The organism is Larkinella sp., assembly GCF_965227735.1.
In the GTDB taxonomy this organism is placed as follows: domain Bacteria; phylum Bacteroidota; class Bacteroidia; order Cytophagales; family Spirosomataceae; genus Larkinella.
Window position 1 is genome coordinate 7,465,541 of record NZ_OZ245776.1, and the last position, 12,488, is coordinate 7,478,028.

The 12,488-nt window shown below is 50.8% G+C and carries 13 protein-coding genes and 1 tRNA gene; 9 read left to right on the top strand and 5 right to left on the bottom strand.

Translation table 11 applies throughout. The features are described from left to right. Positions 1–77: 77 nt before the first annotated feature. Complete coding sequence (locus ACO064_RS29560; protein WP_421830775.1) at positions 78–2,654, bottom strand: M14 family metallopeptidase; 2,577 nt, start codon at positions 2,652–2,654, stop codon at positions 78–80. Positions 2,655–2,844: 190 nt separating this feature from the next. On the opposite strand from ACO064_RS29560, the gene ACO064_RS29565 reads away from it, so the two are divergent. The 6 genes from ACO064_RS29565 (at position 2,845) to ACO064_RS29590 (ending at position 6,152) form a co-directional block, all read left to right on the top strand. Continuing rightward, positions 2,845–2,916, top strand: a tRNA-Glu gene (locus ACO064_RS29565). A 133-nt stretch (positions 2,917–3,049) separates the two neighbouring features. Further along, positions 3,050–3,355 (top strand): ISAon1 family transposase N-terminal region protein, encoded by a 306-nt coding sequence (locus tag ACO064_RS29570; RefSeq protein ID WP_421825547.1) that lies wholly within the window; start codon positions 3,050–3,052, stop codon positions 3,353–3,355. A gap of 48 nt (positions 3,356–3,403) precedes the next feature. After that, entirely contained in the window at positions 3,404–4,390 is a 987-nt protein-coding gene (locus ACO064_RS29575) for an ISAon1 family transposase (protein ID WP_421825546.1), read from the top strand. A 517-nt stretch (positions 4,391–4,907) separates the two neighbouring features. After that, positions 4,908–5,087, top strand: coding sequence for a hypothetical protein (locus tag ACO064_RS29580; RefSeq protein WP_421830776.1), 180 nt, complete (start codon positions 4,908–4,910; stop codon positions 5,085–5,087). A 72-nt stretch (positions 5,088–5,159) separates the two neighbouring features. Beyond that, the gene (locus ACO064_RS29585) at positions 5,160–5,429 is read left to right on the top strand and encodes a hypothetical protein (protein ID WP_421830777.1); all 270 of its coding nucleotides are present in this window, start codon (positions 5,160–5,162) and stop codon (positions 5,427–5,429) included. A 528-nt stretch (positions 5,430–5,957) separates the two neighbouring features. After that, positions 5,958–6,152 carry a hypothetical protein gene (locus tag ACO064_RS29590; protein ID WP_421830778.1) on the top strand — a complete coding sequence of 65 codons (195 nt, stop codon included), beginning with the start codon at positions 5,958–5,960 and terminating at the stop codon, positions 6,150–6,152. Between the two features lie 128 nt (positions 6,153–6,280). Here the strand turns inward: ACO064_RS29590 and ACO064_RS29595 are convergent, their stop codons facing one another. Next, a complete protein-coding gene (locus ACO064_RS29595; RefSeq protein ID WP_421830779.1) occupies positions 6,281–6,559 on the bottom strand; it encodes a hypothetical protein in 279 nt (92 codons plus the stop codon). Between the two features lie 208 nt (positions 6,560–6,767). Continuing rightward, positions 6,768–7,517: an SDR family oxidoreductase gene (locus ACO064_RS29600; protein WP_421830780.1), complete on the bottom strand. Its 750-nt coding sequence runs from the start codon at positions 7,515–7,517 to the stop codon at positions 6,768–6,770. 43 nt (positions 7,518–7,560) lie between these two features. On the opposite strand from ACO064_RS29600, the gene ACO064_RS29605 reads away from it, so the two are divergent. From ACO064_RS29605 to ACO064_RS29615, 3 genes are read left to right on the top strand one after another with little or no spacing between them, the layout of a single operon-like run. Beyond that, positions 7,561–8,463, top strand: coding sequence for a histone deacetylase (locus ACO064_RS29605; RefSeq protein ID WP_421830781.1), 903 nt, complete (start codon positions 7,561–7,563; stop codon positions 8,461–8,463). Positions 8,464–8,482: 19 nt separating this feature from the next. Further along, complete coding sequence (locus ACO064_RS29610; RefSeq protein WP_421830782.1) at positions 8,483–8,989, top strand: hypothetical protein; 507 nt, start codon at positions 8,483–8,485, stop codon at positions 8,987–8,989. Positions 8,990–9,018: 29 nt separating this feature from the next. Beyond that, a complete protein-coding gene (locus ACO064_RS29615; protein ID WP_421830783.1) occupies positions 9,019–10,323 on the top strand; it encodes a hydantoinase/oxoprolinase family protein in 1,305 nt (434 codons plus the stop codon). A 92-nt stretch (positions 10,324–10,415) separates the two neighbouring features. Here ACO064_RS29615 and ACO064_RS29620 read toward each other — a convergent pair whose 3' ends face one another. Both ACO064_RS29620 and ACO064_RS29625 read right to left on the bottom strand, forming a co-directional pair. Next, positions 10,416–11,390: a transglutaminase domain-containing protein gene (locus ACO064_RS29620; protein ID WP_421830784.1), complete on the bottom strand. Its 975-nt coding sequence runs from the start codon at positions 11,388–11,390 to the stop codon at positions 10,416–10,418. Between the two features lie 81 nt (positions 11,391–11,471). Beyond that, positions 11,472–12,485: a bestrophin family protein gene (locus ACO064_RS29625; protein ID WP_421830785.1), complete on the bottom strand. Its 1,014-nt coding sequence runs from the start codon at positions 12,483–12,485 to the stop codon at positions 11,472–11,474. Positions 12,486–12,488: the final 3 nt, after the last annotated feature.

Sequence of the window (12,488 nt, forward strand, 5' to 3'; positions counted from 1 at the left end):
AGAGAGTAAAGATTAGCCGTGTTTTCAAAAAACCGGTTTGTCTGTACTCTCTTGTCTTTTCTCTTTCCTCTAAAAGCTCAATTCCCCACCATAAACACCGCATTACCGAACAACAGCTTCCCGTTGTACCAGAAACCGCGGAACAGCGGGTTGTCCATCATGTAGACAATACTGCCCTTGCCCAGTTCCTGCACGCCATACAGCAAGGTGTTGTTGAGCTTCGACCGGGCATTTTTTCCCACAAAACCGGCCACATAATTATCTTTCTTCAGGTAGCCGACATTCCAGCCATCTTTCAGGAAATCGTAGTCGTAGACGTTCTGAACCAGTGCATGATAGCCGTTGGGATAGCCAAAAGCCAGCGGATGGGTTCGGTCCAGATCGACGCGGTAGACACTGCCCGGCGTTTCTTCCGAAATCGCTTCGCGTTCACGTTCGCCGTATTCCCGCAGTGACTCGTCGGTATCAGGATCGGATTTTTTATCGGGTTTCTCTTTTTTGGCTTCCGGTTTATCCACCTTTCTCTTTAGGCCAAAATCTGGTTTTTCGGCAAAAAACGAGGTGACCCGCTCCATCACAATGAGTTTTCCACCCGCCTGAACCCAGTCTTTCAGTTTGGTCAACGTCCGGTCGTTCAGGATTTTTCCGTAGCCGTATCCCTGCGGCATAATCAGCACATCGATCTCGGCGAGTGAGGCATTCGGAAAGGAATTGGCTTCGATCAGCGTCAGCGGATAATCGAGGTCCTGATCAAAATAATGCCAGACTTCACCCATAGACGTGGGCGAGGTGACGTCGCCGGAAATGACCGCAACCCGGGGGTTTTTGAGCGAGAAAACACTGCCGGAACCAAAGTCGGCTCCTTCGACCACAAAACCGGTGGATGCGGGGATGAGCGGGATGTTCCGTTTGCCGGCTTCCTGCTGGATGATCTGGTAAAACCGGTCGCCCAGTCGCTCGTTTCCGGCGCGGGTGATGATGAGCGTGCCCGCTTCAAACCGCTGTTCGCCCTGCTTGAAGGTTCGTTCTGCCACCCGCACCCGCACCTTGTTTTTCAGCAAACCGGCCAGAAACTGCACCTCCTGCGCCGACTGCCAGCGCACCAGGTAGGCATACGGTTTTGGCCCGGAACCACTGGCTCCCGGAACCGTCGCAGCCGCCGGACTGACATAGGCCACCGGCGTCAGTTTCTCCTTTAAACCGTAGGCTTTCAACCCGTAGGCGTACGGAATACACCAAGAGGTGATGTCGTAGGTCACAGAATCTTCCAACGTCGATTTAGGCTCGAAGAGAATTTTCAGGAGCGTTGATTTGGGTTGGTAAGCACTGATCACCAGGTCGTTACTTTCCATCGTGACCGCTTCGTTCTTTTGGTTCTGGTAGTTGAAGCCCACCAGTTTCTGGGATTTTCCGGCCAGCCCGTAGCGGATCTGGTTGTTGTCGAGCAGTTTCCGGAGCGCCGTAATCCGGCCTTCCTCGTTAGCGGTTTTGATGACGTAGCTTTTGAATTCGCCCACCGGATTGGTCAGCGATTTTTCGAAGAAGCGGTTGAAGTTTTTGACTACATCATCCGGGCGGTCGGCCACGGATTCGAGGGTAGCAAAGCTGGCGGTGTAATGGTGGTCGATGCGTTCGCGCAGGGTGAGCGTGTCGCCGTCGTTTTTGCGGTAAGCCAGTCCGGCCCGGCCACCACCGCCCTGTTCAAAGGTCATGCCGATGGCGCCGTTGTAGGTCGGCCAGGTGTCGCCGTAGCTCGGATAGAACAAGTCGAAATTTTCCCGCGTGTAATACAACCAGCCATTCTTGTCAAAATACCGGGTGTTATACTGTCCGATAATTTGCTGGAATTCCCGTTGCCAGGGCGTAATGTCTTCGTGGTAGGGCTTGGCCGAGGGGGCAAAATAATACGGACTTTCCGGACCCATTTCGTGAAAGTCGCCGTGCAGGTGGGGCATCCATTGTTGGTAAAGTGCCATTCGCTGCTGCGTGATTTCCTGGGTTTGCCAGGCCCAGTCGCGGTTCGGATCGAACAGGTAGTGGGTGTATCGGCCTCCGGGCCAGGGTTCGCTGTGCTCGCGCGCCAGGGGCGTCGGGTCGGGGTGAACGCCACTCATCTGATTGTACCAGTTGACATAGCGGTCGTGGCCGTCGGGGTTCAGGCCGGGGTCCAGGATGACGACCGTATTGGACAGAATTTTTTGGGAAACCGCATTCGTGGGATTGAGCAAATCGTGGAGCACCAGCATGAAGGCTTCGGAGCTGATGGCTTCGTTGCCGTGGACGTTGTAGCTCAGCCAGGCAATGGGCGGTTGCGTCGAATTTGCGGCCTGAGGGGTTGCTGCGGGGGTATTTCCCAGACCGATCTGTTTGAGGTGCGTGGTGCGGATTTCTTCCAGACGCGCCATGTTTTTTTCGGAGGCCACCACCACCGCCAGCAGTTGGCGACCTTCAAAAGTGGTTCCGTACGGAATTATTTTTACCTGGGAGGGCGCTTGCCGCGCAACCTGTTCGGCGTAGGCCAGCACCCGGTGGTGGGGCGAAAACCGCTTGCCGACGGTATAGCCTAGAAACTGATCGGGATGTTGTAACGTGTTCTGAGCGAGCGTAGTCAGAGCCATTAACAGGCACAGACCGAATGAGGAGAGTCTTTTCATGAAGTGCAAATAATGAATTTATCGGGCAATCCCCAAAAATAAGTCGAAACCACAAAACCCCGTCAAAACGCAGAAAAATCATTTTTTTTTAGCCGGAGATTTGCAGCTATCAATTTTAGCCGTATCTTTGCACCACAATTTCAGAATCAGGGTTGGCAAATGAGTCGCCGAACAACTGAAAACTGAATATGGCCGATTCGTCTAGCGGTTAGGACGCGGCCCTTTCACGGCTGAAACACGGGTTCGATTCCCGTATTGGTCACCCCGATAACCCCGACAAATTTTGTCGGGGTTATTTTTTTTGGAAAATTTGCGGCAGAACGAGGATCAAGTGCAAAAGTTGTGGAGGGCGTAGGATTTTTTTAGGTTTGTGTTTTTAATCAAACCTGACCGTCTTGGAGAGTTTCTTACCTTTAGTCGAATACCTGTTACCTGATTTTATCGTAGCCTATTATGAACTGACCCGTGTCGAGAAGTCTTCGGATCTGCTTCATGTTTATCTGGAAGAGAAAAACTACCCGGAGTCCGATCCCGCTAAAGCATTTCTTTTATCGAAGGGTTTCTTACCTGAAATTACCATCCAGGACTTCCCCATCCGTGATAAACGGGTTTTTCTTCATATTAAACGTCGTCGCTGGCCACCGTGGCGCGGCTCAATACCCAGACCGGTCACATCCAGCAAAGAGATTGGTCACAGGTAGCAGAGGGAACGCGAATGACGAAAGAATTCGCGCTTTTTTTAAACCAGCTTGACGGATTTATCCCCCCACAGTACCAATAGCCTGGGTCGTTTATATGGCGTTGACGGAAAACGTTTGTCCCGCCAGTATCGGACCCATTTGAGCCATTTTCAGAACTGGTCCCAGCTAAAACATGCTAAACAGTGGCTGTTATATCCCCAAAATATAGGAACGCATTTGTCAATTGATGAGACTAGCCTTTCGCATGGCGAGTTATATACGATTCTGACCAATAAAGCAGCCAAAGGCCAAAAGGGCAGTATTGTAGCCATTATCGCCGGTACAAAAGCGGAAACCGTGATCGCTATTCTCCGGAAAATTCCCGAAAAGCTCCGCAAAAAGGTCACCGAAATCACTTTGGACATGGCGGGTAACATGGCTTTGATTGCCAAAAAAAGCTTTCCACGAGCTACTCAGGTCACCGACCGGTTTCATGTTCAGCAATTAGCCCTGGAAGCCGTTCAGGAAATGCGCGTCGAGTACCGGTGGGAAGCCCTGGATGCCGAAAACGAAGCCCTTGAACAAGCCAAAGCCACTCAGAGTGAGTACGAGTCCCCGGTGCTTTCCAATGGCGATACCCTTAAACAATTGCTGGCCCGCAGCCGGTATGTGCTTTATAAAAAACCGGGTGATTGGACTGACAGTCAACGGGAACGGGCTACGCTGCTTTTTGATCGGTACCCTGATCTGAAAAAAGCCTATGATCTCAGTCAAGCCCTAAGCCAGATCTTTGAGAATACGACCGATAAACTTTATGGCTTGGCTCGTCTGGCTAAATGGCATGAAAAGGTCCGGCAGTGCGGTTTTAAGGCCTTCAACACGGTGGCCCGTTCGATTCAAAACCACTATGAGACAATCCTGAATTATTTTGACAACCGCAGCACCAATGCGTCGGCCGAATCTTTCAATGCTAAAATCAAAGCGTTCCGAGCCCAGTTCAGAGGGGTAAAAAATGTGGAATTCTTTCTTTACCGATTGACGCAGTTATATGCTTAATCCAAGATGCTCCACAACTTTTGCTCTTGATCCCCGTTTTGGCAAACTACTCAGAACCGTCTACCGCAGCACATCGACCGCAGAAACAGAGCAAAACCGGGGCAGATGATCCATCTTGAATAAATTGACCTTGTTGTGAATATTCATTTTTCAGTGCATAAAAGTGTTGAATATTCGCAGAATAGTACCATGTTTTGAGTTGCGCCACCCCTAATTTTGCACGGAAGGCTCAAAATCTTCCGTTAATAGAGATTGGTAAGTAATCAGACCCGGTGACGTTTCGCCGGGTCTTGTTTTTAAGGCATTGCCCTGGCTACCCCGACAGATTACCCGTGCTTTGTTTTGGTGTAATTGTATAGCTCTCCTACTATTTCTGAACCATATGATCAGAATTCGGGAGCCAAGATTAAACCGGCACCCGATTTGATTGTCATAATATTCAATTGATCGTTTGATTAATTGAATGTCATTTATTGACGAACCCATTGGAAACAGATCGGTATAAAAAGGACAGAGCGTGAAGACCTACAAAGTGACTTTTCTAAAAGGGGAGGAATCCTGGACTACCTATGTGGAAGCGACCAACCGGCTTGATGCCAGACGGCGGTTTCTGGCTCAAAATATGGGAACGCTGGTTCGGGTCAATAAGGCCATTACAAAATACGATGGGAATGCAACTGTCAACACGCAGGAATAGCTGCTAAAACGCATCTGCCGCTTTCGCAACAATCAGCCGGAATCCGGGTTAATCAGTCTAACCCCGACATCCATGAAAAAGCGGCTTCCATTCCTCCTGACAATTTCTGTTTCCTTCGTTCTCCTGAGCTGCGATCCCCTCGACCAGAAATACGATCAGGACAACTATTCGAAAGTAATAGAAGATCATGCCGATTCGGTAAGCCGGTCGGCATTTAACCGGGCTACGGTTGAAAATGACATCAATGATGTTCGCAACGAAGAGTTTACATATCAGGAATTAATCGAGCAAGGTAAGATTTTACAGAAAAAAGAGCAGACCAATAAAAATGTGGCACGCTGAATGTGCGCCATATCAAGATGAATATTGGTCAAAACTATTACGAAAAAGATTGCTTGTGCAATAAATTATAATGAAAAAATAAAACAAAAATGTCCGAATGCAAAGCTTCCGGACATTCGTTTCACCATCGTAAAGTAAATCTGATCTTTATATTCAAAATAAGGAAAGGTTCTGCTGGAAAAATGAAGTTGTTTTGTTGGTATAGACCCGGAAAAAGTGGCAATGGTTGCACGCAGATAGCCAAAAAGAAATCGGAAAGCCTTTTTAAATTAATTATAAATAAAGAAAATATGTAATTATAAATAGTACACTTGGTTTGATTTTTGCTCGATTTATCATGAGTTATCAACTCATTAGCCTGGTAAACTAAGTTTATTTTACCACACAATTTGTTCTTAATCTCCGCTCATTAGTACGAATAAATTTCACATAGATGCTTGTTTGTTGATTTAGTTTTAATTGCCTGCCTGTACGGTTTTAATGCACCCACTCTCTGTATGCTGAACTTTAAAGATCACGAAAATGGAAATGAAAACTCTGCGAGGAACCTTGAACAAAAAGAAGTTCAAATGCATCGTATATGCCAAAGATGGCACCTATCTGGCAAGCCGAATTTATAATTCCTACACGGAGGAAGGCGCCCTGATGCAGCTTGAAGAGTGGCTGGAGGTGCATCAGCCGGCCAACTATGACCCGGACACGATAAAAGTTGAGGCTTTATAGACGGCACTCGAAAATGATACAAAAAGAAACCCCGACACCTGTGCCGGGGTTATTTTTTATGTAGGACAGAGAAAGTAAGGAATGCAGATGGGATAGAATGCCGGAAATACCAGCCGTTGCCTAATCGGTTACACCCGGAGTTTATTGAGTTCCAGATCGATCTGGTCTTTAAGCTGAATCAAGATCTGGCTGTGGGCATGCTTTTTTTGCAGTCGCTCCACCTGGGTCGATACTGTAGATTCGATCTCCGTCAACGATTCGGCCAGCAAGTGAGACAGCGTATCCAGTACATGCTGTTGCAGGGCTGTCAATCGAAAGACGGTCTTCGGGTTGGTTCCCGGATTTTGCTCTAGTTGTTCGATTAAGTCGATCAAGACATTGTGTTGCTGCTGGATTTCATTTACCATCGTCAACCATCGGCTTTCAATCACCGAATGACTGGGTAAAGTGATTTCCTTGTTGTTTGACATCTGAGCAACCACGCGAATGGCGATTTACCGTAAATGACTAAATCGTTGCGTAAAAATACATAAGTAATTATACATAAAAAACAGATCCTGATTTATTTATTTTTATCGAACGGTAAATGACTGTTAGTAAGCAGATTGCAGCGGATTATACGTAGATCATTTTTCGTGAAATTCCGCCGTCTACAACGAAGTTTTGTCCGGTAATAAATGAGTTGGAATCGTTGATCAAAAAGAGGATCATCCGGGCGATATCGTCGGCTTGCCCAACCCGGCCAGCCGGATGCTGCGCGTGGTCCTCGGGGCGGAGTTGTTCGTTGCGGGCCTTGCCTTTTTTCTTCAAAGCCGCTACATCGATCCAGCCCGGACTGATGCAGTTGACCCGGACGTCCGGCCCCAGGCTAACCGCCAGCGAATGGGTCAGGGCAAATATGCCACCCTTCGATGCCGAATAGGCAAAGGTTTCCGGTTCCGACTGAAAGGCGCGCGTCGAGCAGAGGTTAACGATGCTGCCCTGTTGTTCGGCGAGGTGGGGGGCGGTATATTTGGAGCAGAGGAAGGTGCCGGTCAGGTTGGTGCCAATGACTTTGTTCCAGTCTTCGAGTGTAAACCGTTCGAGCGGCTTTTCAACCTGAATGGCGGCATTGTTGATGAGGTGGTTGATTTGACCGAACCGCTCGATGGTGGCTTTGACGGCATTTTTTACGGCGGTTTCGGAGGTGATGTCGCAATTGAGCACGAGGGACCTGGAGTTCGACGATTTCATGGTTTCGCTGAACTCTTCGAGCGCTTCGGCGTCGCTTTCCCAAATGGCAACCCGGTAGCCGTGGGTCAATAAATACTGAGTCGTTACACGCCCGATACCCTGGGCTCCTCCGGTCACAATGACAGTTTGCATAAGTGCTTACATAGCTGGTTACTGTCCGCTAACTTACCGATGGATGTTGAAAATTGCTTATAATCCTATTTACCGACACCCGCTACCCGAAGGTCACCGCTTTCCGATGTCGAAATATGAATTGATTCATGATCAGTTGCTGTATGAAGGAACATGCCGGCCTGCCAACTTTTTTTCACCCGGCATCGTCGATGATCGCTGGGTACTGGCGGTCCATACTGCCGACTATGTCCGGCAGTTAAAAACGCTGAGCGTTCCGCCGGTTATGGTGCGCCGGATCGGTTTCCCGCTCTCAGAAGAATTGATTCAGCGGGAGTGGATGATTACGCAGGGAACCATCGATTGCAGCCGGATTGCCTTACAATCCGGCATTGCGCTCAACATTGCCGGCGGTACCCACCACGCCTTTCCGGATCGGGGTGAAGGGTTTTGCCTTTTGAACGATGTTGCCGTGGCGGCCCGGTATGTACTCGATCAGCAACTTGCTCAGAAGGTGCTGGTTATCGACCTGGATGTCCACCAGGGTAATGGAACGGCGGTGATTTTTCGGCAGGAGCCGCGAGTTTTTACCTTCAGTATGCACGGCAAAGACAACTACCCGCTGCACAAGGAGCAGTCGGATCTGGACGTGGCGTTGCCGACCGGAACGACCGACGAAGACTACCTCAATCAACTGGCCGAAACCTTGCCCCGTCTGTTAAAAGAACAAAAGCCCGATTTTCTGTTTTATATTTCCGGCGTCGATGTGTTGAAATCCGACCGGCTTGGGAAGCTGGACCTGACCCGTGAAGGCTGTAAACAGCGCGACGAGTTTGTCTTTGAGCAGGCCCGAAAAAAAGCCTTGCCGATGGTGGTTTCGATGGGGGGCGGTTATTCCCCCCGAATCGCCGACATTGTGGAAGCGCATTGTAATACGTTTCGATTAGCAGAAAAACTTTACTTTTGAGCGACGAAAACGAAAACAAATGAAACTACAACTGTTGACACTCGTGTTGGGAGTGGGGTTTTCGGCATCCGCCGTAGCCCAGCAAACGACGCCAAACCAGGCGAAAGAGGATACCCAACGGCGTTTGCGTCGGACGGAAACCCGCACCACGACCACGAAACTGTATCCGGAGCGTGATTCGATTCTGGTTTTGCTCAAAAGCCGCATGGCCGTTCTGAATCCCGGTTTGGGCACCGCCGGCAATGTGGCGACCTGGTTCACGGAAGAGGCAAAAATTACTGATTCGGACGGCAGCCGGAAAACACCGGCGGAATACCAGGCTTCGGGCGGGAAAATAAAGTACCAGCATTACCGTGTCCGGAAACTGGAAATCAACGAAAATACCGCTCAATCCGTTGAGGTCTACTCCTATGTTCCGGCCGAAACCACTGGTGCGGCATCCCGTTCGGCTTCGGTCACCAGTCAATTGCGAAAAGATCCGGACGGCCGGTGGCGGATCACGGACATGCGCATCACCTCGAAATAGAACCGTTTCTCATAGCCAAAAAGACCACAATGAGTCGTTACCGTTTTAGCATTGATTTGGGAGAAACGTTTACGGATTTTGTGTTGATGGACGACGCAGGCCGGCTATCCATCAAGAAAATCCCCACCACCATTCATGATTCAACCGAGCGTCTGGTGGAAGAAATCGGGTATTTCATGGCGGAGAAAAAGGTAGATCCGGCGGTGGTGGAGGCCCTGGTTGTGGGAATGAGCGTACAAATGCCGCCGTCTATGGCCATCACCTGTGCCCGGAATCTGGAAGAGAAGCTGCTGGCCGCCGGGTGGGCAACGCCAATTCGGTTGGTAACCAGCCACGGGCGTCTGCTCCCCATCGATGAAGCAGTGGAAAATCCCGAATCCATCATGTCGCCCCGCATTGGAGGACTCATGACCGGACGGTATTTTGGAAACCAGATCGGGCAAAAAAACCTCGTGGTACTGCGAATTGGCGGATCGTCGGCATTTGTCTCTCTGCAGAACGAACTATCGGCCACTTCGATGGATTCACTGGATCAATCGCTGGAAAGCCAGGTGCGTAGTTTCGACATGGGCGGCAACAGCTACATCGGGCTGAATGAAGAAAAAGAACCCGTTCTGCTCGCCGAACATGCCACACCGGGGCCGGGGCCCGCTTGCTTTGACCGGGGCGGCACGGTGCCGACGTTGACGGATGTGGATTTGGTGTTGGGTTTTCTGAATAAAGATTATTTTCTGTATGGGGCCATTCCACTCAAAGTAGATTTGGCCAAAAAGGCCATTCGGGAACACCTGGCGACTCCGCTCAATATTTCGGTGGAAGAAGCCGCCATGCGCGTATCCAACAGCGTTGACGCGAACCTGGCGGCCCAAATCCGGGAATTGACCGGGGCGCATACCGCTGAGCTGGAGACGTATAGCCTGCTGGCGTTTGGTGGCGCCGGACCGGTTCACGCCTGTGAAATTGCCCGGCTGTTGGGGATCAAGCAGGTGGTGGTGCCGGTGGGAGCCGGGGTGTCGTCGGCATTGGGGTATCTGCTCGTGTTGGCCGAAAATGACCCGGAATGGCAAATACCGGCCGCTATGCAACGGGCCGGTTATTACAACTCCACCCAGCGAACGGGGGATTTCCACGCTTTGAAAGGCTACCGTTCGGTGTATTATGAAAAGGATCTGACCCCCTGCGGCTGCCCGATCTACGACCGCGCCGGTATTCGTGCCGAAGACACCTTGTCGGGACCGGCGATTATCGAAGGCCCGGAATCCACGGTAGTGATGCACGAAAAAAGCTACGCCCGCATGGATGCGTTCCGAAATCTGCGGATTTTTTTGAGATAGATAGAAAAGACAAGAGAGGTTAGACAAGAGAATAAAGACTCAAAAAGGGAACTTCACAGTCTCTACTCTCTTGTCTATCATCTCATCTCTCTTCACGAATTATAGATCGAAAACGACGCGATGCAGTCGTATTTCCTGACACGGGAATTGCTCCGGGAGCGGGCAAAAATATGGAGCGTCGACCAGCCCCGGATCGGGACGTTGAACTGCAACTGGTGCTGATTGCCGGAACGGGCCACTCTTACCGGAACTTCGGACCCCTTCGATTGCCCGAAACGACTGACCGTACAGAGGTATTCCAGCGCCTGTTCGTTTTGCAGCGTCAGTTCTGCTTTCCCCTGCGCCCGAATCTGGCCGTCGCGCGGGAAGTCCGGCCCGAATCCCAACTGAAAATACGGATCATAGAGTTTCGGAAACCGGTCGAACTCACTTTTGCTGAACGGCTGATCCAGAAACTGCCAGCGGGAATCGGTCGGAAAGTGTTGGGAAACAAATACTTCCGGTGGTGTCAGGAAATAAAAATCATTGCTGCCACTGCCTTCCGAAGCGGTGGTGACGGCCCAGGCTAAATCCAGCAAAAACCACTCATCTTCAATATTAACGGCGTTCCATTCGTGGTCGACCACCGCAACGGGACGCCCCGCTTCCTTGTCTTCCGTGCGGGCATACCCCCGGATGTTGACGGCCTGAATGCCCGCCCGTTTCAGGAGGTATTTGAACAACAGTGCATAGCCGGTGCAGAGCCCTTTCCGCTGGCGCAGAACCCGGTTGGCGTATTCAAATTCGGAATAATATTTCTGTGAACTCCGGTTATTAACGGCTTCCAGATCGTAGCGGATGTGGGAAACCATCCAGGCGTAAATCACCCGAACCTTGTCCATATCCGTGCGGGCGGGAGCCGTCAGATAGTCCGACAAACTGTTAATGCTGCGGGCATACGAGTCCGGAGCATGACGCGCGTAATAATCGATCTGGCCGTAGTGATCGTTGGGCGACACCACCGACGCAGGTTTCAATCCGACGCAAAAAAACAATACAAGTACGATGGGCAGGAATCGGCGACACATATTCGTTCAACACTTGTCGATAAAACTGAAAACCGCCCCCGTTTATTGTTTTCCGCCGGTGAATTCCTCCCCTGGTGCCGTTTAGAGCAGAATATTATCCACCGCCTGCATACGCTCCGGCAGCTTGGTTTCGCCCAGCATTTCGCGCAAATCGATCTCCACATTGCGGCAGATGGCCGTCATCGGAACGTCGTTGATGCTGTTTTCGAACGGGTTTTCGCTCGTGTCGCCAATAATTTCCATCGTGTTGAACACCCAGGAGATGAGCGTGTAAAACGGAATGGTGAGCCAGACGTACCAGTCGCCCAGTTTAGCCATTTCGCCGAGCAAACCGTAGGGCAGAATCAGGACGAAAAGCCAGATGAAGACGTAGCTGAAAAAGGCGTACTGGCGGGGAAACGGAAAGGTCTTGATCCGCTCGCAGGCACCCTGCTGGCCGTAGCACTCGACCAGCAGGCGTTCCATTTCAGCGTGGTAATACTCCGAAATCAGTCCTTTGGCCCGCAGTTCTTTGAGTTGGGCGGATTGGTTGCGGATTAGATGCGTGGCGGCATTCTGACGCTTGATGATAAATTCCACTTCTTCGGCGGCTAAAAACGGGGCCAGGTCTTCATCCAACTGGTGCAGCCGAAAGGCTTCGATGCGTTCGATCAGGGTGTGTTCGGCCCCTACACAGGCCTCCCAAACCGTGCGTCGGCGGAGCTGGAGCCGCAGGGCGTTCAGAAAAGCCAGTTGGCGGTAGATCAGACTCTGGTGAATGGTTTTCAGTTCCTGTTCCGAAACCGGATCGGTGGCGTTCAGGTTGGTCACGTAATCCAGGGCCATCATGGCCCACGACCGGCTGACATTGACCAGACTGCCCCAAATCCGGCGCCCTTCCCACAGCCGTTCGTAGGAGGAATTGTTTTTGAAACCCACATAGAACGCGACGGCAGTTCCGATCAGGCCGATGGGCAGAAATGGGATGGCCAGACATTGCCAGCCTGCCATGACATACAGCAGACAGATGAGGGTGGAATACCCCAGAAAGAACAAAACCGAGCGCCAGGCGAACGGTAAAATAAGGTGAAAAGGAACCCGTTTGGAGGTATACATGAT